This is a genomic window from Lutibacter sp. (genome assembly GCF_030692605.1).
Classification (GTDB): Bacteria; Bacteroidota; Bacteroidia; order Flavobacteriales; family Flavobacteriaceae; genus Lutibacter.
This window is the reverse complement of record NZ_JAUYUD010000085.1, coordinates 1-23384: the sequence shown is the minus strand read 5'-3', so window position 1 is coordinate 23384 and position 23384 is coordinate 1. Positions and strand designations below refer to the sequence as shown.

Annotated in this window: 22 protein-coding genes and 1 pseudogene; 10 read left to right on the top strand and 13 right to left on the bottom strand. The window is 31.2% G+C overall.

Features of this window, described 5'->3' with window-relative positions; translation table 11 throughout:
• Window positions 1–20 precede the first annotated feature (20 nt).
• A pseudogene (locus Q8S45_RS13975) lies at window positions 21–275 on the bottom strand (DM13 domain-containing protein); the annotation flags it as partial.
• A gap of 399 nt (window positions 276–674) precedes the next feature.
• On the opposite strand from Q8S45_RS13975, the gene metK reads away from it, so the two are divergent.
• Window positions 675–1934 carry a methionine adenosyltransferase gene (gene metK / locus Q8S45_RS08020; protein WP_305603392.1) on the top strand — a complete coding sequence of 420 codons (1260 nt, stop codon included), beginning with the start codon at window positions 675–677 and terminating at the stop codon, window positions 1932–1934.
• A 17-nt stretch (window positions 1935–1951) separates the two neighbouring features.
• On the opposite strand, the gene Q8S45_RS08015 is transcribed toward metK, so the two are convergent.
• From Q8S45_RS08015 to Q8S45_RS07985, 7 genes are all read right to left on the bottom strand, one after another.
• The gene (locus tag Q8S45_RS08015) at window positions 1952–3223 is read right to left on the bottom strand and encodes a S28 family serine protease (RefSeq protein ID WP_305603390.1); all 1272 of its coding nucleotides are present in this window, start codon (window positions 3221–3223) and stop codon (window positions 1952–1954) included.
• Between the two features lie 56 nt (window positions 3224–3279).
• A complete protein-coding gene (locus tag Q8S45_RS08010) occupies window positions 3280–4518 on the bottom strand; it encodes an FAD-binding oxidoreductase (protein WP_305603387.1) in 1239 nt (412 codons plus the stop codon).
• 68 nt (window positions 4519–4586) lie between these two features.
• Window positions 4587–5597 (bottom strand): 4-hydroxyproline epimerase, encoded by a 1011-nt coding sequence (locus Q8S45_RS08005; RefSeq protein WP_305603384.1) that lies wholly within the window; start codon window positions 5595–5597, stop codon window positions 4587–4589.
• Entirely contained in the window at window positions 5590–7311 is a 1722-nt protein-coding gene (locus Q8S45_RS08000; RefSeq protein WP_305603382.1) for a DUF885 family protein, read from the bottom strand. Before Q8S45_RS08000 ends, Q8S45_RS08005 begins: the two co-directional genes overlap by 8 nt.
• 13 nt (window positions 7312–7324) lie before the next feature.
• Window positions 7325–8908 carry an aldehyde dehydrogenase (NADP(+)) gene (locus tag Q8S45_RS07995; protein ID WP_305603379.1) on the bottom strand — a complete coding sequence of 528 codons (1584 nt, stop codon included), beginning with the start codon at window positions 8906–8908 and terminating at the stop codon, window positions 7325–7327.
• A 100-nt stretch (window positions 8909–9008) separates the two neighbouring features.
• Complete coding sequence (locus Q8S45_RS07990) at window positions 9009–10166, bottom strand: low specificity L-threonine aldolase (protein WP_305603377.1); 1158 nt, start codon at window positions 10164–10166, stop codon at window positions 9009–9011.
• 166 nt (window positions 10167–10332) lie between these two features.
• Window positions 10333–11247, bottom strand: a complete 915-nt coding sequence (locus tag Q8S45_RS07985) for a dihydrodipicolinate synthase family protein (protein WP_305603374.1) — start codon at window positions 11245–11247, stop codon at window positions 10333–10335.
• 137 nt (window positions 11248–11384) lie between these two features.
• On the opposite strand from Q8S45_RS07985, the gene Q8S45_RS07980 reads away from it, so the two are divergent.
• Window positions 11385–12230, top strand: a complete 846-nt coding sequence (locus tag Q8S45_RS07980; protein WP_305603371.1) for an AraC family transcriptional regulator — start codon at window positions 11385–11387, stop codon at window positions 12228–12230.
• 164 nt (window positions 12231–12394) lie between these two features.
• Here Q8S45_RS07980 and Q8S45_RS07975 read toward each other — a convergent pair whose 3' ends face one another.
• Window positions 12395–12757 (bottom strand): MmcQ/YjbR family DNA-binding protein, encoded by a 363-nt coding sequence (locus Q8S45_RS07975; protein WP_305603369.1) that lies wholly within the window; start codon window positions 12755–12757, stop codon window positions 12395–12397.
• A gap of 10 nt (window positions 12758–12767) precedes the next feature.
• Window positions 12768–13907, bottom strand: coding sequence for a radical SAM family heme chaperone HemW (gene hemW, locus Q8S45_RS07970; protein ID WP_305603368.1), 1140 nt, complete (start codon window positions 13905–13907; stop codon window positions 12768–12770).
• Window positions 13908–14020: 113 nt separating this feature from the next.
• Between hemW and Q8S45_RS07965 the strand changes: the two genes are divergently transcribed.
• Window positions 14021–14308 carry an antibiotic biosynthesis monooxygenase gene (locus Q8S45_RS07965; RefSeq protein ID WP_305603366.1) on the top strand — a complete coding sequence of 96 codons (288 nt, stop codon included), beginning with the start codon at window positions 14021–14023 and terminating at the stop codon, window positions 14306–14308.
• Here the strand turns inward: Q8S45_RS07965 and ruvC are convergent, their stop codons facing one another.
• Entirely contained in the window at window positions 14309–14863 is a 555-nt protein-coding gene (gene ruvC / locus Q8S45_RS07960) for a crossover junction endodeoxyribonuclease RuvC (RefSeq protein WP_305603363.1), read from the bottom strand.
• 36 nt (window positions 14864–14899) lie between these two features.
• Between ruvC and Q8S45_RS07955 the strand changes: the two genes are divergently transcribed.
• Window positions 14900–15850 carry a lysylphosphatidylglycerol synthase domain-containing protein gene (locus Q8S45_RS07955; protein ID WP_305603361.1) on the top strand — a complete coding sequence of 317 codons (951 nt, stop codon included), beginning with the start codon at window positions 14900–14902 and terminating at the stop codon, window positions 15848–15850.
• Window positions 15847–16971 (top strand): glycosyltransferase, encoded by a 1125-nt coding sequence (locus Q8S45_RS07950; protein WP_305603358.1) that lies wholly within the window; start codon window positions 15847–15849, stop codon window positions 16969–16971. Before Q8S45_RS07955 ends, Q8S45_RS07950 begins: the two co-directional genes overlap by 4 nt.
• A 145-nt stretch (window positions 16972–17116) precedes the next feature.
• On the opposite strand, the gene mnmD is transcribed toward Q8S45_RS07950, so the two are convergent.
• Window positions 17117–17779: a tRNA (5-methylaminomethyl-2-thiouridine)(34)-methyltransferase MnmD gene (gene mnmD, locus Q8S45_RS07945; protein ID WP_305603355.1), complete on the bottom strand. Its 663-nt coding sequence runs from the start codon at window positions 17777–17779 to the stop codon at window positions 17117–17119.
• Between the two features lie 212 nt (window positions 17780–17991).
• On the opposite strand from mnmD, the gene Q8S45_RS07940 reads away from it, so the two are divergent.
• From Q8S45_RS07940 to nadB, 3 genes are all read left to right on the top strand, one after another.
• Entirely contained in the window at window positions 17992–19044 is a 1053-nt protein-coding gene (locus Q8S45_RS07940) for a branched-chain amino acid aminotransferase (RefSeq protein ID WP_305603353.1), read from the top strand.
• A gap of 119 nt (window positions 19045–19163) precedes the next feature.
• Complete coding sequence (gene nadA, locus Q8S45_RS07935) at window positions 19164–20156, top strand: quinolinate synthase NadA (RefSeq protein ID WP_305603350.1); 993 nt, start codon at window positions 19164–19166, stop codon at window positions 20154–20156.
• A 15-nt stretch (window positions 20157–20171) separates the two neighbouring features.
• Window positions 20172–21755, top strand: coding sequence for an L-aspartate oxidase (gene nadB, locus Q8S45_RS07930; RefSeq protein ID WP_305603347.1), 1584 nt, complete (start codon window positions 20172–20174; stop codon window positions 21753–21755).
• Window positions 21756–21852: 97 nt separating this feature from the next.
• On the opposite strand, the gene Q8S45_RS07925 is transcribed toward nadB, so the two are convergent.
• Window positions 21853–22260, bottom strand: a complete 408-nt coding sequence (locus Q8S45_RS07925; protein ID WP_305603344.1) for an isoprenylcysteine carboxylmethyltransferase family protein — start codon at window positions 22258–22260, stop codon at window positions 21853–21855.
• 121 nt (window positions 22261–22381) lie between these two features.
• On the opposite strand from Q8S45_RS07925, the gene Q8S45_RS07920 reads away from it, so the two are divergent.
• Window positions 22382–22774: a helix-turn-helix domain-containing protein gene (locus Q8S45_RS07920; protein WP_305603342.1), complete on the top strand. Its 393-nt coding sequence runs from the start codon at window positions 22382–22384 to the stop codon at window positions 22772–22774.
• Window positions 22761–23372, top strand: coding sequence for an IS630 family transposase (locus Q8S45_RS07915; RefSeq protein ID WP_371133003.1), 612 nt, complete (start codon window positions 22761–22763; stop codon window positions 23370–23372). The genes Q8S45_RS07920 and Q8S45_RS07915 overlap by 14 nt, the downstream gene beginning before the upstream one ends.
• The last annotated feature ends 12 nt before the right edge of the window (window positions 23373–23384 follow it).

The window sequence follows — 23384 nt, the reverse complement described above, 5'->3', positions numbered from 1 at the left end:
ATTTCCAAAAAATTAAGTAATTATTTTAATTCAGCAGTACCAAAACTCACTAAAAAATCCACACACCAAATATTTACTATTTTATATTTTTCGAAATCTGTATTGGCAGGAATCGTATAGGAAAAGTTTCCTGAAATTCCTTTTAAATCGCCTAGATTAATGTATTGGGTTGAATTGGTATCTGTTGCTAAATAAACTAGTAATTTTGGCCCATTATCAGTTTTAAAATTTGTAAAAGTTAGTATTGTTTTGTCCGAATTAACCGATGCTTTTCCAGAAGTTGGGTGAACTCGGCAATAAAGTCACCCATTACAAAAAACCCAGGATTCAAAGTATTTATCATATCTGTATTTTCCATATCATCACTATTTGAGCAACTGAAGAACAGTACTGTACTTATTAATATTACTGCTATTTTTTTTATTTCAAATCTACTTTTAGTTCTCTTTGTCGGAACTTATATCAACCTATTATAAAAAATATTATAAATTATTTAGCATTAAATGGCTATTTAATTTTTAAATTTTTATAACTTTGCACACGAAATAATTAGAGGAAAAATTTGAACTGATTGCAACCTCATAAAAAAATGCTAAAGCAGTAATGTATTTACTTCTTTTAGCCTTTTAGCAAATCAATTAATATGTTTTTCATCTTAAAATAAAACTATTAATATGCCATATTTATTTACATCTGAATCCGTTTCAGAAGGACATCCAGACAAAGTAGCCGATCAAATCTCTGACGCTTTAGTTGATAATTTTTTAGCTTTTGATGAAAATTCTAAGGTTGCCTGCGAAACTTTGGTAACTACTGGTCAAGTTGTGTTGGCTGGTGAAGTTAAATCGAATACTTATTTAGACGTTCAAAAAATAGCCAGAGATGTTATCAATAAAATTGGTTACACCAAAAGTGAATATATGTTCGATGGAAATTCTTGTGGTGTTTTTTCTGCAATTCACGAACAGTCTCAGGATATAAATCAAGGAGTTGACAGAGCCAACAAAGAAGATCAAGGAGCTGGTGACCAAGGAATGATGTTTGGTTATGCGACCAGAGAAACTGAAAACTATATGCCTTTGGCATTAGATTTAAGTCATAAAATATTACAAGAACTCGCTGAATTAAGACGTGAAAATAACGAAATTACCTATTTGCGTCCAGACTCTAAAAGCCAAGTTACCATTGAATATACAGATGATAATGTGCCTTTTAGAATTAAAGACATCGTTGTTTCTTCTCAGCATGACGATTTTGGACCAACCGATGAAGCAATGCTGGCTAAAATTAAAAGTGATATAATTACTATTTTAATTCCAAGAGTTATTTCAAAATTACCGGCTTCAATTAAAGCATTATTTAATGATTCTATTGTGTATCACGTAAATCCAACTGGGAAATTTGTAATTGGCGGACCTCATGGAGATACTGGTTTAACAGGACGGAAGATTATAGTAGATACTTATGGTGGAAAAGGAGCTCATGGTGGTGGAGCATTTTCAGGAAAAGATTCAAGCAAGGTTGATAGAAGTGCCGCTTATGCAACACGCCATATTGCAAAAAACATGGTTGCTGCAGGTGTTGCTGATGAAATATTAATTCAGGTTTCATATGCTATTGGTGAAGCTAAGCCAATGGGAATTTATATTAATACTTATGGAACTTCTAATGTGAATCTTTCTGATGGTGAAATTTCAGAAAAAGTGGAGCAACTATTTGACATGAGACCATCAGCCATTGAAAAACGTTTAAAATTACGTCAGCCAATGTATTTAGAAACTGCCGCATACGGTCATATGGGTCGTGAAAATGAAACTGTCACAAAAACTTTTACCAATGTAGATGGTACCGAAAAAATAGTAAACGTTGAATTATTTACGTGGGAAAAATTAGATTATATAAATCAAATAAAAAACGCCTTTAGGTTAGACTAAATTCTGTTTTTATAATCCTATTGTAAAGGGTATATAGTAACATTATATCCCAACCAAGTTTGTAATTTATCATAAATTAATTGCTGATCTTCTTCAGGAAAATCGGCAATTCTTGTTTTATGGGATCCTCCTTTTAAAACCATTTTTAACGCATTAACATGTGGCTTTATTGTTGGTGAACAAGCACTCCATGTGTCCAATTCGCCATAAATATAAATAATTTTATTTCCTCTATTTTCAACAAAATCTCGAACTTCTTTTATATAATTTGGATTATATGTTAAATCTACATTTTTTGGTGCAAAACGCACATTTGTTGGATGATGAACCACTTTTAATAAATCTATAACTGGAGTAATATCAAACCCATAATAACCCAATTCTGTCCAATGCTGGTAATAAGAAGGTAGTAACTCCAAGTATGTAGCATCATTATAAAAATCGATTCCAACAATTGAATTTAAATAGTCGAAAAACCTTTTTGATGTATCATTTTTTGTAGGAATTTCATTGCAATTGCCACCCCATTGCCAAAAAGAAAATGGAAATTCTAGTACTGCATATTCTAAAGCCTCATCTATGGAAAGTTCTGTAAAAAACCTATTATTATCTGAAGCATATTGCATTATTTCATCTAAAACTACAACTCTTTGTTCTAAAACCAATCGTTGAAATTGACGTATTTTATCCCTACATTCTTCAGTTCCAATGGTCTCAATATGATTTTGAGTTCTCTCATCTTCCTGAGTATTAATTAATGGCGCAACGTAGGCCACAGCCACATCCATATCATACGGATATTTAGATTTATAAATTAAAACGGTTTCACCTCCTTTACTAATCCCAGTTGAAATCCATTTTTGGGTATATAATTCTTTCATTTTTGTAACCAATTGATGATAATCTTCAACAGCCAAATCATTTTTTAAAAAGTTCCAAGGAATGGAATCTGGTTTAGATTTTCCATAAAAACGGTACTCAACCTGAACCTGATTAGACTTTAATATTTTAGATAATTCATAGGTATGAGGAACAGCATTATACCCTTCAGTTACAAGAACAGTTGGTGACTTTTCGCTATGGTGCGAAATATAAACATAGTGTTTAAAAGTTCCAGCAGCAATATTTTTATGATCTAGTGGTTGATTTAAAACCAACTGAAAATCCTGAACAAAATGATCTTTTGATTCTATTTTAGTAATTTCAGCATTTGGAAAAAGATTCTCCAATTTTTGCTCAAAAGTTAAAATTTCAATGGAATCTAGCTTAACAACTCGGCAAGAAACCATTGAAAAACATATTGCAATAAATAAAATAAGGGGTTTATAAAATTTCATCGTTCTATTTAATATTTTCTGTCAACAGAAAAAGGTTCTAAATTTAAAGTTGATTGTTTTTCTGAAACAATTTCTGAAATTAACTTACCTGTTGCTGGTCCCATAGTCCAGCCCATCATGGCATGCCCCGTAGCAATACAAACATTTGAATATTTTTTTGTTCTTCCTATAAATGGTAAACCATCTGGTGAAACAGGTCTTAATCCACAAGCTGCATTTTCCATTTCAGCTCTATTAATATTCACATTTGGATAAAATATTTTTGCGTTTTTCGCAATTTGATGGACTCTTATTTTATTAATATGAGATGAAATACCCACAATTTCCATAGTACCACCAAACCTTGTGAAACCATTCATTGGTGTAACAGCAGTATTTACATCGGTTAAAATAGAAGGATACTTAATATTTGTTTCTCTAGCAACATTTATTCGATACCCTTTACCAGCTTGAACCAATAAATTAATTTCTAACATTTTTACTAAAGCGGGACTCCAACTTCCTGCGGCAATAACAATTTCATCACAATCAATGTTTTTATTTTCTATTTTTACATTTTTAATTTTAGTACCTTTTTTATCAAATCCCAACACGGGTTGATTCAGATAAAACTTCACACCCTGTTTCGTTAAATAGTTTTTAAATTCTAACATAAAATCATCTGGAATTGTATGAGCGTCACACAAATAATGATATGCGCCATTTGCCTCCATTTCCGGTTCCATTTCCTTTAATTTATCTTTTGAAATATGCTTCACTTCAAGTCCTTGTTCTGTTGCAACTTCAGCTAAATATGCTTCTTTGTCTTCAAACTTTGCAGATTGGTAACACATTAAAATTCCTTTTTTTTCAAAATGAAAATCGAACACTTTATTTTCTTTCATTTCTTCAAAAAGAGTTCTGCTGAAAACGGCTATATCTTTAATTACTGGCGCTCCCCTTTTAACATTTTCAATGGTACATGATTTATTAAACGCCCACGCCCATTTCCATAAATCTAGATTAATTCTCGGTTTTAAATAAAACGGACTTGCAGCATTAAACATCATTTTAATACCCATTGATATCATTCCTGGTGCTGCTAACGGAATTACATGGCTTGGAGAAACATAGCCTGCGTTTACAAAAGAAGCCCCTGAAGAAATATCATACTGATCTATAACAGTAACGGTATAACCTTCCTTTAATAAATAATAGGCAGAACTCAATCCTATAATTCCACCCCCAATAATAATGATCTTTTTCAATTTTTTCTTATTTAATCGTATAATTATTTATTTGACTTTTCAACTTTCTAACTTTCAATCTTATCTATTTATAATACTTGAAATCCGTGTGCATAAGGATCATCTTCCTCATCAATAATGATGGTATTATATCCATATATTTTTGCCCAGCCTTGAATACTTGGAATTATAGCTATTTTATTATCCAAGATTGTTTCTTCTACTATTTTTCCAATAAATTTAGAGCCAATAAAACTTTCATGGATAAATTCTTCTCCAAGTTTTAATTTGCCTTTCGCATACAATTGTGCCATTCGCGCCGATGTTCCTGTGCCGCAAGGCGATCGATCTATGGCTTTGTCACCATAAAAAACAGCATTTCTTCCAGAAGAAGTTGGATCAATTGGATTTCCTGTCCACATAATATGACTCACAGCTCTAATAGTGTCATTTTCAGGATGAATAAACATATTTGGATATTTTTCATTGATAAGTGTTCTGATAACTTGTGAATATTGTACTAATTTACTTGCCCTGAAATTGTGAACCCCACTAAAGTTTTTTTGTGGATCAACAATGGCGTAATAATTTCCTCCGTAAGCAACATCGAAAGTTAGTTCACCCAATTCTGGACATTCAACGGTTAAATTTTCAGCTGCCAAATAGGATTTTACATTGGTTAATTTAACCCAATCTACTTTTTTGCCTGTTTGTTGGTATTCAATTTGGACAAGTCCAGCTGGTGCTTCCATTTTTATTTTTCCAGGAATTTTTGGAATTATCAAACCTTCTTCTATTGCAATTGTTATTGTCCCAATAGTTCCGTGACCACACATTGGCAAACAACCGGAAGTTTCAATAAATAAAATAGAAAAATCATTTTCCTTGTTATGTGGCGGAAATAAAATGCTCCCGCTCATCATATCGTGCCCCCTAGGCTCAAACATCAATCCTTTTCGAATCCAATCAAATTCTTTTAAGAAGTGTTGTCGTTTTTCACTCATAGTTGCACCAACTAAATTTGGACCTCCACCAGTTACTACACGAACCGGATTTCCACAAGTATGGGCATCAATACAAAAAAAAGTTTCTCTACCCATTTTTTGTTTTTTCAATATAGTTATGAATTCTTTTTTCTAAAATGGCCAACGTAACAGTACCTTGTTCTAAAATAATTTCGTGAAATTGACGAATATCGAATTTTTCGCCTAATTCTTTTTCAGCTAATTTTCGAAGTTCTCGAATTTTTAATTCTCCAATTTTGTACGATAATGCTTGTCCAGGCCAAGAAATATAACGATCAATTTCAGTATTAACTTCGTGAAGAGATAACGCTGTATTAGATTTTAAATATTCTACTGCTTGTTCTCGTGTCCAATTTTTAACATGAATTCCGGTATCAACAACCAATCTACAGGCTCGCCACATCTCGTAGGTATATTTTCCGAAATTTTCATAAAGTGTTGTGTAAATTCCCATATCATTACCTAAAAATTCTGAGTACAATCCCCAGCCTTCTCCATACGCAGATAAATATAAATTGCGTCTAAATTTAGGAATTTCATCACCTAATTCACTATTCAAACTCATTTGCAAATGATGTCCGGGAACGGCTTCGTGCAATGTTAATGAAGGTAAAATATAAAGTGGTCTGCTTTTTAAATTATAAGTATTTACCCAATAATACCCCGGTTCTGTACTATTATCTCCTGGTGGATTGTATCTTCCTCCAGTGTATTTTGGAGCAATAACTTCAGGTACTGGAGCAACACCATAAGGTTTACGAGGTAATGTGATAAAATATTTTGGTAATTGAGCATCAATTTTTTTAGAAATATTTCGAGCTTCTTTTAACAATTCATCTCCTGTTTTTGCGTAGAACTGTTCATCAGTTCTTAAAAAAGCTAAAAAATTTTCAAATGACCCTTTAAAATTTAATGTGTCGATTATTTTTTGCATTTCTGCTTTAATTCGTGCAACTTCTTTTAAGCCAATTTGATGCACTTCCTCGGCTGAAATAGTTGAAGTTGTATAATAATTTACTCGGTTTTGGTAATATTCATTACCATTAGTCTGATTAGAAACACCTCCTGTTGCTCTAGTTTTTACAAAATATTCATTCTCAAAAAAATATTTGATGACTTTAAACTGTGGAATAACATTGGTTTCAACGGCAATTTTAGCAGCCATTAACAACGAGTCTTTTTGTTGAACAGAAATAATAGAAGGCATATTTTTAAATGGTGAATAATAAAAACTATCCTCAAAATTTTCAATAATTTGACTATTATAAGTATCTTCAAAATTGTTGAAAATTATTTTAGGTTGTGAAATTCCTTTCTCCAATCCTTCACGAATTAACGCTATGTGCTGAGAAACAAATGTAGGAATGGCATTTAATTTATTTAAATAATCTACATATTGTTTATGGGTAGAAAAATTTCGTACTTCATAAGGTAAACTTGTATGAAAACCAGCATCTGATAACAGTGGATTCAAATAGGCCTCAAACTTATAAAAATCAATTGTTTCTTGTAACGTAAATTGCAATAACTCCAACGTAATTTGTTCGGATTCTGATAAATTATCCAGTTTAATTTCGCTCAACTCATTTAGTTGACTTTGTGCAAAATCAGCTTCATTTTTATAATATTCCTTTGTAAATAACCCTAAAGGATATTCCTTTTTATTATAACCTTCATGATTTTCAATAATTGCAATAATTTTCGTTAACTCTTCTGATGAATTATCTTTTGAATTACAACTTATTATTAAAATGAAACCTAGTAGTAGAAACGATTTTAAATAATTCATAAGCGAGTTTTTTTTATAGTTTGTGAGTCGTTATTTTGCCATCAACAACTCTTGAAATTCCAAGTGGGTTTTCATTTTTTAATTCGTTTGGAAGCAACTCATTTGGCCAACTTTGAAAACTAAAAGGTCTAACCCAACGTTTAATAGATTCAGTTCCAACAGCCGTAAATCTGCTATCGGTTGAAGCAGGATAAGGTCCACCGTGAACCATGGCAGCACAAACTTCTACTCCTGTTGGCACCCCATTAAAAATAATGCGTCCAACTCTATTTTGAAGTGCACTTACAACTTTGGTGTATTTTTTAACCTCATCATTCTCTCCTAAAATAGTACCTGTTAATTGCCCTTCTAATTTTGAAATAATTTCTTCTAATTGAGCTACGTTTTCACATTGAACTATCATGGAAAAAGGCCCAAAAACTTCTTGATGCAAATTTGTATTTTTTAAAAACGTAATACCTTCAACAGTTGTAATTGCCTGACGACCATAATTTTTTGGAACTTCTTTTTCAAAAGTTGCGGTTGTTTGTAATCCTTTTTGAGCTAACATTTTTGCTTTATGTATTTCATAAGCACTAATAATGTTAGGATGAAGCATACAGGTTGGTTCTATTTTCACAATTTCTTCAGATAAAACTTCAATGAAATTTATTAATTCATTCCCTTTTATTCCTAAAATTAAACCTGGATTTGTACAAAACTGTCCGGATCCTAATGTAATTGAACCCGCATAGGTTTTTGCCCATTCAGCACCCTTACTTTTGGCTGCTTCTGGTAAAATTATTACTGGATTAACACTTCCCATTTCGGCAAAAACTGGAATTGGTTCTTCTCGTTGTGAAGCCATATCATAAAGGGCTCTACCTCCACGAATACTTCCTGTAAATCCAACTGCCTTTATGCCTGAGTGTTTTACTAATTTTGCTCCAACTTCAATGCCACTACTATTTAAATTCGAAAAAACGCCATTTGGCATTCCTGTTTTTGAAGCTGCCTTTATAATTGCAAAAGCAACTAATTCACCTGTTCCAGCATGCATTGGATGCGATTTTACGATTACTGGACAGCCCGCTGCAAATGCCGCAGCAGTATCACCTCCTGCAGTTGAATAGGCTAACGGAAAATTACTTGCTCCAAAAACCACCACTGGCCCAAGTGGTATTAACATTTTACGAATGTCTACTTTTGGAATTGGTTGTCGGTTTAAATCGGCAGTATCAATAGTTGCTTCAACCCAAGAGCCTTCTTTTACCAAATTAGCGAACGATCTTAATTGAAAAACTGTCCTTCCTCTTTCTCCTATGGCTCTACCTTCGGGCAAACCAGATTCTAAACAATACGTTTTAATTAACTCATCTCCTAAGCCTTCTATTTCATTGGCTATTTCATTTAAAAATTCAGCTTTTTTCGTTCCTGAAACATCTCTAAATGTTACAAATGCTTCAGAAGCTAATTCAATTGCTTGTTCAATTTCTATACCTGATGCTTCATGAAATAGAACGCCATTTTCGGTATTTGTTTGTGGATTAAATGTTTTATAAGTTGTATTTCCTATGGATGATAATAAATTTCCTATGTAATTTTTCCCTGTAATCATGTGTTGTTCTTCTATTCGTTTTATCAGGTTTTTAAAATTTTTATTTTTAAAACATTTTATTGAATCTCAAAATATTTTTTAGTTATTGTTGTCTTTAGTATTAATTGGTTTGGTTTAAACACTTAATAAAAACCGAGGCTAATTCTTTGGGGTCTTCTTTATTAATTGTAGGATTAATTTTCAACGTAACACCTTTGTCATCAGGTGATGTTAAAAATATATTATGTTCTTTCAATTTGGCAATAAATCCTTTAAGATTAGAATGGTTAATATTTAAACGCACCATATGTGTTCCATTCTCATATTTTTCTAATTTGAAACGCTCATCCGCTGTGACTTCCTCAAAAAATAACTGCGCATTATCCCAGCTTTTTTTATATTCATGTTCAAAATAATCGGCATAATGTAAAGCAATCGCTGCAAATGGCCATGAAGCCGGTAAACCTGCACCGAACATTCTCCTGGTATGAAAAAGATTTTCAGTGAATTCTTTTGAACCCGCCAAAATTGCACCAGAAGGGGAGTTAAAGCATTTATACATTGAAGTATATATTGTGTCAAAATATTGACTATAGAGCTCTGGCTTAACTCCTGTATGTGCTGCCTCCACGAATAAACGAGCACCGTCCATGTGCATTTTGATATTGTTTTTTTGAGCATACGAAGCAATAGTCTTAATATTATCAATTCCAAACATAACATCGTTTTTTCGTCTCACTGGTGATTCTATCACTATTGCCCCAACATGTGTTTCTACTCTTCCAGATTGAATTTTGGTAATTACTTGTTCAACTTCATTAATGGTAAAATTTGCAGTATCCTTTCCTAAAGGAATTAAGTTTAGGTTACTTAGTGTTTGACAGCAATCTCCTGAATCGTTGTATAAATGACTTTGCTCCTGAACAATTATCTTTCGTCTTTCTTTAGCCAATTCTCGCACTGCTATATGGTTGGCTAAAGTACCCGTGGGCATAAAAACAGCAGCCTCCTTTCCTAACTGTTTAGCAAAACTTTCTTCTAATTCTTCTACAACCCCACCATTAGAGTAATCATCAGTCTTTACTTTTCCTTCATCAACCAACCTCAACAACAATTGGGTATATTCAATCGGAGATAATCTAATCCCATCATAAATAAAATCGATTTGATTTCCTGCCGTTTCCTTATTTAATCCGTTTCCTAAAGAGTAGGCATTTATAGGAATTAGAGAACTACCAGCTAGTGCACCACCTAGTTTTACAAAGTTTCTTCTTTTCATAATTTGATATTTATTACGGATGTATATTAAAATTAACGCTCTATTATGACAATTAAATCATTCTTTTAACTTGTATTGTGATAGTGATTGCGGCGATATCCTTTTTACATAGTAAAAAGATAAAGCCAAAAGCACGACCGCTTGCGGTAACACCCAAATTTAAAAACTACAAATTTTTATAGTTTGGTAGTATTGGTCTGGTTTTTAAACTTCTCTCAATAATTGACAAAACATGCGATCTTTCCTTACCAATTAATGGCAAACGTGGCTCTCGAACATTTTCGGTTCCAATACCAGTAGCAACTTCTGCCAATTTAATATTTTGCACTAATTTAGTGTTTATATCTAACTCTAACAATGGTAAAAACCAGCTATTTATTGCAATTGCCTCTTTTATTTTTCCTGCTTTTGCTAATTTATAAATAGCAACGGTTTCGGCAGGAAAAGCACAAACCAACCCGGCAACCCAACCATCTGCCCCCATTATTAAACTTTCTAAGGCTAGTGTATCTACCCCACATAAAATTTTAAAACGGTTGCCAAAACGATTTCTCATTCTGGTAATATTTGAAATATCTCTAGTAGATTCTTTAACAGCTTGAATGTTTTCGCACTCTTCCAATGCTGCAAACATGTCTAAGGTAACCTCAATACCATAATCTACCGGATTGTTATAAATCATAATTGGTAGATTTGTAGATTCAGAAACTCTTTTAAAATATGTTACGGTTTCGTGTGCATCTGCTTTATAGCGCATTGGTGGTAATAACATTAAACCATTAGCTCCATATTCTTGAGCATTTTTAGCAGCTTCAATTGCACTTTTAGTAGATTGTTCCGCAATGTTTATAATTACAGGAATTTTACCTTCCACTAGTTCAATCGTTTTTAAAATAAGTGTCCTTTTTTCAAGATTTGTTAATGTACTTGCTTCACCCAATGTTCCCCCAAGAACTATTCCATTAACTCCTGCCGCTATTTGCGCTCGTATATTAATTTCAAAATTTGGTATATCTAATTCATCACTTTTCGTAAATTTTGTAGTAACCGCTGGCATTACACCCTCCCATAGTATGCTCATAATAATGTACTTTTAACAAATTTAGAATAAGTTTAATGGCTATCGTTCTGATTTTTTAACAATTAGTAGTATTATATTACCTTATTTATTATACTTTTACAAAATAATAGAATAATATTGATTTAAATATTATTAAAATGAAGGTATTACCATTTAAAATTCCAAAGCCAGCAAACGTAACCTTATACGTTCAAGAATATATTGGCGATTCGTTTTACGAAAAATTACATCAGCATGATGAAATTCAGATTTGTGCAATTCTTAAAGGTGAAGGCACCTATTTTATCGGAGATTGCATTGGCGAATTTAAAGAAAATGACGTTTTTGTAATAGGCGAAAACCTACCCCACATTTTTAAAAGAGACTATACGTTTGTTGAAGAAACTCAGATGATATCATTATTTTTTACAAAAAATTCATTTGGCGAAGTATTTTTTAATTTACCCGAATTTCAACATTTTCAATCCTTTTTTAATGACATTGGTCTTGGTTTTGAAGTAATTTCGAATAGATCTACCTTAACTTACCAAATTGCAAAAATTAACGAGTTAACAAAATACGATCAATTTATTTCATTCTTAGAACTATTGAATTTAATTGCCGATAGTGAGCGTAGAACGCTTTCCTCCCTAATTAATTTAAAAAAATATAATGGTGATGAAGGAAAAAGAATGAGTGATATTTTTCAATATACCATGAACAATTATCATAAAGAAATTACACTTCAAGATGTTTCAAATATTGCAAATATGACTCCCAATGCGTTTTGCAGGTATTTTAAACAGCGTACCAATAAAACATTTGTAAATTTTTTAATTGATATTAGAATTGGTAGTGCTTGTAAATTACTTACCAAAAACAACGACTTAAATATTACAGAAGTTTCTTACAAATCTGGATTTAACAATTTAGCCAATTTTAACCGTAAATTTAAATCTATTAAAGGAATCACTCCTTCAGATTTTAGAAAAAAGCAGTTATAAATTCCATATTCCAAAAAAGAGGAAAGAGGAAAGAAAAAAAAAGAAATGGGTTAAAAAAGTCTTAGTCGTAGTAAACACACCCCCTAACCCCTCTCAAGAGGGGAATTTCTATTCTTAGACTTTTACCTTTTACTTTTCACCTTTAAACTTTTACCTTTAACCTTTCAGCACCATAAAAAACCCAATTCTTTTTGCATTTTTTTAGTCATTCCTTTTACAACCAAATTATAAGAATGGTCTATTAATTCTATAATTAATTTATTTGACAAACCTCCTTCAATAGTTATGGTGTTCCAATGAATTTTGCTCATATGAAATCCCTCAATGATATCACTGTATTCTTCTCTTAGCTCTACAGCTCTTTCCGGATCACATTTTAAATTAACTGTAGCAGGCTGATGTTCTAAACCGGAAAGCGCAAACATTTTTCCAGCCACTTTAAACACTAAGGTTTTTTCATCAAAAGGAAAACATTCCGTTACATATTTTTTTGACAAACAATATTCTCTAAATTCTTCGATGTTCATTATTCAAAAATTAAATTATAAACAAATCACTTGCAATTCCATCAGCTAAAAATTTGCCTTTTTTAGTGGTAACTAAAGTGCTACTTGAAAAAGAATGCATTTGAACTTCTAACAATCCTTTTTCAATAAAGGGCTGCGCATTTTCTTTTAATTGTTGTAAATAACACGCTCCAAATTCTGTTTCAATTTTTTGGTATGAAATCCCCCAAATAGTTCTAAGTCCAGTCATAATACACTCATTAAAATTATTATTTAAAGTGAGTTTTTCAACTTCTAATGGTAATTTATTTTTTTCAATAGCTTCCATATATTTAGCGTTATTAGAAATATTCCAAGCCCTTTCCATTCTGTTAAAGGAATGTGCAGATGGCCCAATTCCAATATATTTTTCACCTAACCAATATGAAGTATTGTGTTTTGAAAAATAATTGGGTTTCCCAAAATTAGATATTTCATACTGTACAAAACCTTGTTTTTCAGTTTCTTCAACTAAAATATTAAAATGTTCAAATGTTACATTTTCATCCAATGGGGAAACTTTTCCTTTCAATATAAAATTATGTAAAGCTGTTTTTTCTTCAACTGTTAAAGCGTAACTCGAAATATGTGGCACGTTATATTCAAATGCAATTTTTAAATTTTCGAGCCATTTTTCATTCGTCATATTTGGAACGCCATAAATTAAATCGATGGTAATATTATCGAAATACTTGATGGCTTCTGTTAAACATTTTTTTGATTCTTGGGCATTATGTGCCCTATTCATAAATTTTAAATCATCTTCAAAAAAAGATTGAATTCCAATGCTTAACCTATTTATTGGTAAATGGGATAATGCTTTTATTTTATCAGCGGTTAAATCGTCTGGATTGGCTTCCAATGTTATTTCAGCATTTTTTGAAACATTATAATTTTCATAAATAGTAGCAATCAGCAATCTTAATTCGTCAATCGTTAGTATAGATGGTGTTCCTCCGCCTAAATAAATTGACTCAACTATTTCACTTTCAAATTCCAATTTCCTCATTAAAAGTTCAGCTTTAATGGCGTTAAGCATGCCATTTTTATTCTTTAACGAAGTGGAAAAATGGAAATCGCAGTAATAACAAGCCTGTTTGCAAAAAGGAATATGGATATATATGCCTGCCATTTTTTACTGAATTTTAAGTGATAAATGTACGTTTTTTAATTATTCTTTAAAAAGTGATTTTTGTTACTATTTTATATTGAATTGATTTGTAACTTTGAGAAAATAGACATAATATGTACGTACACATTGTATCATTCAAGGTAAAAAAAGGTGAAGGAATCTCATTTGTTGAGTTACAAACCTTTGAAGAATTAACAGAAGCAAAACCTGCTGGTTTGGACCATTTCCACATTTTTAAAGACCGAAATGATGAGGAAAAATATTATTTATTAGAATATTGGAATTCTAGAGAAGATAAATTGAAAATGGAAGCATCAAAAGAGCATCATCTATTTCATGAACATAGGGATATTCTCATCGAGAAAAAATTTGAAACCTATGAGTGTGACGTGCTCATTTAATTAACCATTTACTCTTTTCCCATTCTGTTTTACAAAGGCATCCCATCCTGTGTAATTTTTATCGGTTGAGATATTGCCACTATTGTAAAAATGGCAAACAGCCGCAGCTAAGCCATCTGTTGCATCAAGATTTTTGGGCAAGGTTTTTAATTTTAATAAGTTTTGCAACATTTTTGCAACTTGCTCTTTACTTGCATTTCCATTGCCAGTAATAGCCATTTTTATCTTTTTTGGAGAATATTCTGTTATTGGAATCTCACGAGAGAGTCCTGCTGCCATAGCAACACCTTGTGCTCTGCCTAGTTTTAACATGGATTGCACATTTTTACCAAAAAAAGGTGCCTCTATAGCAATTTCATCAGGATGATATTCTTCAATAATTTGAATGGTTCGTTCAAAAATAACTTTGAGTTTCATATAGTGATCGTCATATTTTTTTAGAATTAATTCACCTATCTGAATCAATTCCATGTTTTTATTCACGATCTTTATCAATCCAAAACCCATAATAGTGGTTCCAGGATCAATTCCTAATATGATTTTTTCTGAACTCAATTAGTTGTTAATTTGTAAAACCAAATGTACAATAACTTGAACAAATACAAACATCTGCTATTTACGTTAATTAAGTTTGCAATTGTTTTAATTGCTATCTTATTTATATACCAAAAATTGGCACAAAACCCTACTGCCTCATTATCTCAACTAAAAGAACAATTAGTTTTGGCATTTGGCACCAACTTATGGTATTTGTTATTTATTTTATTACTCACCGATTTTAATTTAATTTTTGAGTTTTTAAAATGGCAAAAATTAGTAGCGGTAATAAAAAAAATTACCTTTTTAGAGTCGTATGAACAATGTTTAGCATCTTTAACCGCTTCAATAATTACTCCAAACCGCATTGGAGAATATGGTGTAAAAGCCATCTATTTTTCGAAAAATGAAAGAAAAAAAATTCTCTTCTTAAACCTTATAGGAAACTTGATGCAAATGTTTGTTACCGTTCTTTTTGGTATCATTGGAATGCGCTATTTCAGAAATTATTTTGATACTTCCATCCCTTTTTTGAACTATGAATTATGGCTCTATCTAGCTATTTTTTTGTTTGTTCTTTTTTTATTCAGAAAGAAAATTGGCCTTATAAAAATTGGCAGATTTTATATTGATAAAATTGCATTATTTATTAAAAAGATAGATTCCAAAACCATATATACCATTTTTGGTTATTCTCTATTACGTTATATTATATTTTCTCATCAATTTTATTTTTTATTACTATTATTTAATGTCGAAGCAAGTTATTTTACATTGATATTCCTTATTTTTTGTATGTATTTTTTAGCTTCGATTATTCCTAGTATTGCATTATTTGATTGGGCCATAAAAGGCTCTGTAGCATTATATGTTTTTAGTTTTTCTTCAGTTAGTGAGCTTACAATTATTTTTGTAACCACTCTAATGTGGATTTTAAATGTTGCTATTCCTGCACTAATTGGAAGTGTTTTTGTGCTGAATTTTAAATTAAATAAAGAAGTATGATAGCCGTAGCTATGCTTATAACCATCCTGTATTTTGGGTTAATATCTTATTATTTATATGGTTTTTTACAGGTTAAAAAAGTTATAAATAAAAAGTACGCTCCCTTAACTTCTTTTTCTATAATAATTCCTTTTAGAAATGAGGCAGAAAATTTACCAACCATTCTTCAATCACTTAAAAGTATAAATTATCCTTTCTCATTATTTGAAATCATTTTTGTGAATGACGATTCAACAGATAATTTTAAATCAATTCTTAATCATTTTGCTGAAGAAAATTCGATATTACAAATTAAAATTATTGATAATAAACGGTTTTCAACATCTCCTAAAAAAGATGCTATTAATAACGCAATAACTGTTTCTAGCCATCAATGGATTGTTACTACAGATGCTGATTGCATTGTTCCTGAAAATTGGCTTCAATTATTTAATCAGTTTATAATAGACGAACAACCCTATTTTATAAGCGCACCAGTTAATTTTATTGCAAAAACTTCATTTCTTTTTCATTTTCAAAACCTTCATTTTTTAAGTTTAATTGGAAGCTCTATTGGAAGTTTTGGGGTTCAGCAACCATTAATGTGCAATGGGGCAAATTTGTGTTACAATAAATATATTTTTCAAAAAATAAACGGGTTTGAAGGAAACTTAAAAACTGTAAGCGGCGATGATGTTTTTTTAATGGAAAAAATCAATGCAGTTTATCCATTAAAAACGAAGTTTTTAAAATCAAAAGACTCAATGGTGCAAACTAATGCTGAAATTAGTTATAATAAATTTATAAATCAGCAATTGAGATGGGCCAGTAAAACATCTTCTTATCAAAGTATTTTTTCAAAAGGAGTTGGATTACTTGTTTTTACAATTAATTTTTCACTTATTTTACTGCTTCTTTTATCTTTTAGTAATCACTACTATTTAATAGCTGCATTATTTATCTACTTTTCAAAACTACTAATCGATTTTTTAATTATTCGCCAAACAGCACAATTTTTGAACAACAAAAAATCGTTGCGATATTTTTTAATAATTAGTTTAGTATACCCTTTTTTTATAGTTTATATTGGTCTTTTTTCACAATTTAAAAACTACGAATGGAAGGGAAGAAAATTTAAATAATACTATTTTTATCCAAACAAGTTTGCAATAATACTATCCACATTCAGCAATAGGTAAATTATCAAAAATAACAATACCACTAAAAATAAACCTCGTTTAAAACTTGGCTTTTTCCTTTTTTTAAATCTTGTAAAATCCATATTTTTTATTTTTTTATAGCTCTTAACATTTCTCTTTTTCCAGGTGGCCCTGGCAATTTTTCAACCAAAAACCCTACTTCTAATAGTGCTCTTCTAACACTTCCTTTGGCGCTATACGTAACCAAAATACCATTTTTCTTTAGCGCATTGTACATTATTTTGAACATATCAACAGTCCAAAGTTCAGGTTGAACACGAGCCCCAAACGCATCAAAATAAATTAAATCAAATGACTCATTATCAGAAATATCACTAAAAAATTGTTTCCTTTTTGTTAAATGAAAATTAGATGAAATTTCGTTTTTTTGTTCCCAATTACAACGATGCATTTCTAAAAATTGATTTTCAAAATTTTTAGCATTTAACTGAGTTACATAATTCATAGCATCAATTTCAAGATTATTAACTGGGTATGCTTCTACTCCAGCATAATTAACTGAAACATTAGATTTAATTGCTTCTAAAAAAGTAATAAAACAATTTAATCCCGTTCCAAATCCGATTTCTAAAATTGAAATATTTTCATTTTTGAATAATGAAAATCCACTTTTTATAAATACATGCTTTGCTTCTTGAATAGCGCCGTGTTTTGAATGATAATTTTCGTCCCATTCGGGTAAATGTATGGTAGAAGAACCGTCAGACGTTATAAGTATTTCCCGTTTCATGTTAATTTTTTCACTTTAAAAAGCATTTTTTTTACATTTTATAATAATAACTGTCTGGCAATTTAACAATTAAGCAACATTTTATTTTATAATTTGTTTATATCAATGATTTTAGACAAATGTATTAAAAAGTTAGTAAGGCTCACTTCTAAATTAAAATTTCATTATTAAAAAATTTAAGTAATTTTGCTCAAACTAAATATGGATTAAGCATGGCTTTAAAAATTGAAAAAATAACAAAATCCAAAATTGATACGGTTGATTTTAACAACTTAAAATTTGGTCAAGTTTTTACAGATCACATGTTTGAATGTGATTTTATTAATGGCGAATGGCAAACACCAAAAATTAGACCTTATCAGCCAATTTTGTTTGAGCCATCTTCCAAAGTATTTCATTATGGTCAGGCAGTATTTGAAGGAATGAAAGCATATAAGGATGATGATGATCAAATTTGGTTGTTTAGACCCGATCAAAACCAAAAAAGAATTAACATAAGTGCAGAACGTTTAGATATGCCAGCTTTTCCAAAAGAGTATTTTTTTGAAGGCCTTACTACATTATTAAAAATGGATAGTGAATGGGTTCAAAAAGGAGAAGGAAATTCACTTTACATTAGACCATTTATTATAGGAACAGAAAATTGTGTATCTGCATCAACTTCAACAGATTATAAATTTATGATTATTTGTTCACCTGTGCAATCGTATTACGCAGGTGAAGTTAGAGTAGTTTTTGCAGATAAATTTAGTAGAGCTGCTGACGGTGGTGTTGGTTTTGCAAAAGCCGCCGGAAATTATGCCGCCTCTTTTTATCCTGCAAAATTAGCGCGAGAAAAAGGATTTCAACAAGTAGTTTGGACTGATGCATCTACACACGAATATTTGGAAGAAGCTGGTACAATGAATGTGTTTTTTAGAGTAAATGACACCTTATTGACTGCGCCAACTAGCGACAGAATTTTAGATGGAGTTACGCGAAAAAGTATTATTCAATTGGCCGAAAGTCTAGGAATAAAAGTAGATGTTCGAAGAGTTAGTGTTACAGAAATTTTAGCCGCGGCTAGAAAAGGCGAATTGTTAGAAATGTTTGGTGCTGGAACAGCAGCTGTTATTAGCCCAATATTAGGATTTTCTCACAAAGAAGAAACCTTTGAATTACCAAAACTTGAAAATAGCTATGCTTCTGTTATTAAAAAAGGCATTACAGATATTCAAACCAATAAAGCAGAAGATAAATTTGGATGGAGATTTAAAGTTGAATAATTTATAACAGAATTTTTGTCTAACCCTAGAAGAAATTATATCTTGCAACTACTTAAGCAATCGGATTTTCATCCGATTGTTTGGTATAATATTTGGTCGTATTAAACAAAAAAAATCCTATGACTACTTTAGAAAAAGCGAAAAAAAACTTACAAGAAAAAGGATTTTTAGATGTTAAAACTTCTAAAAATATTGACTACATAGAAGAAATAAACAAACTTAGAAAAGAAAAAAACGCCATAATTTTAGCACATTATTATCAAGAAAATGCCATACAAGATATTGCAGATTTTGTTGGAGATAGTTTGGCATTAGCACAAGAAGCAGCCAAAACATCGGCAGATATTATTGTTTTTGCAGGTGTACATTTTATGGCAGAAACTGCTAAAATTTTAAATCCTAGTAAAAAAGTATTATTACCCGATTTAAAAGCGGGTTGCTCGTTGGCAGACTCTTGTCCGCCAAATGAGTTTGCAGCTTTTAAAAAATTATATCCAAACCATTTGGTAGTTTCTTATGTTAATACTTCGGCTGAAATAAAAGCACTTACAGATATTGTTTGCACTTCATCAAATGCTGAAAAAATTATAAATTCCATTCCAAAAGAACAACCTATTATTTTTGCTCCCGATCGTAATTTAGGGGCTTGGCTCATCAAAAAAACTGGGAGAGACATGTTGCTCTGGGATGGTGCTTGTATGGTTCATGAAGCTTTTTCAATAGATAAAATATTGAAATTATATGCCGAAAATCCAGGTGCAGAAATTATTGCACATCCCGAATCTCAAGCTCATTTATTAAAAGTAGCAAAATATGTTGGCTCAACTTCTGGACTTTTAAACTATGTTAAAACAAGTAAAGCAAATACATTTATTGTTGCAACAGAAGTAGGTATTTTACATAAAATGAGACAAGTTGCACCTACTAAAATTTTAATTCCGGCTCCTGTGGATGATGATAATTGTAATTGTAGTGAGTGTTTTTACATGAAAATGAATACCATGAAAAAATTATATTTATGTTTAAAACACGAACTTCCATTTGTTGAAGTTGAGGAAGAATTAAGCAAAAAAGCATTGGTTTCTATTGAAAGAATGTTAGAATTATCCTAATTATTTTGTTTTAAAATGAATGCTGATAAAAAAATAATAAAAACTGATTTTCTAATTATAGGTTCTGGAATTGCAGGTTTGTCCTATGCCCTTAAAATTGCAACTCATTTCAAGGATGCTTCTGTTACCATTATCACCAAAAGCGAAAAAAGTGAAAGTAACACCAAATATGCTCAAGGTGGAATTGCAACGGTTTGGGATAATACAGTAGATTCTTTTGAAAGACACATAAAAGATACTTTAATTGCAGGAGATGGATTATGTGATGAAGATGTTGTAAAAATGGTGGTTGAAAATGCACCAGCCCGATTGCAAGAATTAATTGATTGGGGGGTAGCATTTGATAAAACCAACATCGGAAATTATTCATTAGGGAGAGAGGGTGGTCATTCGCACGATCGGATTTTACATTATAAAGATATTACTGGTGCTGCTATTGAAAATGCCCTTATTGAACAAGTAGAAAAAACCAAAAATATACACTTTTTATCACATCATTTTGCCATTGATCTTATAACAGAGCATCAGGTTAAAAAGAAACAAACTAAGCGTCTTGAAAAATTTACTTGTTATGGGGCTTATGTTTTAGATGAACAAAAAGAAATAGTAAAAACAATAACAGCTAAAGTTACTATGCTCGCTACAGGAGGAATTGGTCAAGTATATATTACAACAACCAATCCAACCGTGGCCACTGGAGATGGTATTGCAATGGCTTATAGAGCAATGGCCGAAGTTTCTGATGTTGAATTTATTCAATTTCACCCAACAGCATTATACAACCCAGGCGAATACCCTGCGTTCTTAATATCGGAAGCTGTTCGTGGTGAAGGTGCTATTTTAAGAGATTATTACGGTAATCGTTTTATGAAAAATTACGATGAAAGGGAAGAATTAGCATCACGTGATATCGTTGCTAGAGCCATTGACCACGAGTTAAAAAAAAGTGGAATGCCGCATCTTTACCTAGATTGCACTCATTTAGATTATGATTCATTTAAAAAACACTTTCCAAACATTACCGAAAAATGTTTGAGTTTGGGCATCGATATTCGAAAAGACTATATCCCCGTTTGTACGGCACAACATTATATATGCGGTGGTGTAAATGTTAATAAAAAAGCAAAAACCACCATTAAAAATTTATATGCCTGTGGTGAAGTAACAAGAACTGGACTTCATGGCGCCAATAGATTAGCATCTAATTCTTTATTAGAAGGAATTGTATATGCCCATAATGCATTTGAAAATATTGCAATACGATTTGACAAAATTAAGGCTCCAAAGAATATACCAAATTGGAATGATAGCGGGGTTGTAAAAAATATGGAAAAAGTTTTAATAACTCATGATAGAAATGAAGTAAAAACTATTATGAGTAACTATGTTGGAATCGTTCGCTCTAATGAGCGTTTGTTGCGTGCAGAAAGAAAATTAAAAATTTTATATGAAGATAACAAACGCCTTTACGACCATTCAGAACTTTCGGTCGATTTATGTGAACTCAGAAACTTGATTACAACCGCTTTTTTAATCACACGGTTTTCTAAAGTAAGAAAAGAAAATCGGGGTGGATTCTATAATGTTGATTTGGATTAGCTGTATAGGCTATAGAAAATTAAGGGCTTGAAAATGCAATTTTTCTATTTAGTATAATTGAGCATTTTTTTACCATTGTTGCACTTTCGTGCATTTCTTACTTAATCGTTAAATATCGATTAACCTTTCTTTTGTAATCCATATATGCTGTATTATGAACAGATAGTAAATACTTTTCTTCTTCTAAAATCATTTTATGAAAAACTACAACAAGCATTAAATACAAAACCATCAAGATAGATGACGGAAAAATAAGAATGTATCCAAAAATCAGAATGTTATAGGATAAAAAATAAGGATTACGACTAACGCTATAAATTCCTGTTGTAACCAAATCGGTTTTTTGGTCATATCTAATTCCAACTCTCCAAGAATTTTTCATAGCAATCAAAGCTAAAATTCCTAAAATAAATCCGACAGAAACAAATACCAATCCTATTATTTTTAGTTGCGAATATTGTGTTAAATCAAATTCAATAATCCATTTAGGTTCTAGTATAGTCAATCGTAAAAGAATCAAAAAATATATCAATGTTGAAATAAGAATCGACATTGTAAGTAATAAGAATAAAATAATGTCGTATTTTATTGCGTATATATAATAATTTTCGTATATTTATCTCATTATGAGATATATAACACTTAAAAATGAAGAGATTGAGGTATTGGAATACCTTCATCGGAATAGCCCTAATGCTACCGTAAGAAAACGTAGCCAATGCCTTGTTTTATCGCATCAAAAACATAAGATTAAGGACTTGGTCTCTATTTTTAATGTCAGCAGAAGAACGATTGAACGTTGGTATAATAGTTGGGATTCAATTGGGGTCGATTCTCTTGCCATAGCTGAAGGAAGAGGGGCGAAAACTCGTTTAAAAAGCTATTCTAAAGAGGTTTCCGAGCAATTAGAACTTCATAATCGAAACTTAAAAAATGTATTGGTTTACTTTGAAGAGCAACATAATATTATAATCTGCAAAAAGACATTGCAGAATTTTTTAAAAGATACTGGGCTATAGCTGGAAAAGGGCTCGGCTCTCTTTAAAAGGCAAACGCAATCAAGAGCAATTTGAATTTAAACAAGGACAAATAGAAACCCTTAAAAAATTGGAAGATAGCGGATATATTGATTTGTATTTTGGCGATGAAAGTCATTTTGGGCTTACCCCTAATGTGCCTTATGCTTGGCAAACAAAGGAAAATCCAATGTTATTGCCAGCTGCTAAAGGCAAGTATCTTAATGTAGTTGGATTGATGACACGTAAAAGCAAGCTTTATTTCGAAGTACTTGAAACTACCTTTAATTCTGACAGAATTATCTGTTTTATGAATCGTTTTGTAGAACAAACCGTTAAAAAAACGATTGTAATTCTCGATAATTCGCCAATCCATAAATCAAAGAAGTTTATGGCTAAAATTCAAGAATGGAAAGAAAAAGATGTCTTTATTTACTTTTTGCCACCGTACTCTCCAGAATTAAACTTAATAGAAATACTGTGGCGAAGAATAAAATATCAATGGCTAGATTTCGATGCTTATAAATGCTTTAAAAACCTCAAAGAACAATTAAATTTAGTGCTGAATAATTTTGGCATTAAATACGACATTAAATTTTAACCATTACTTAGA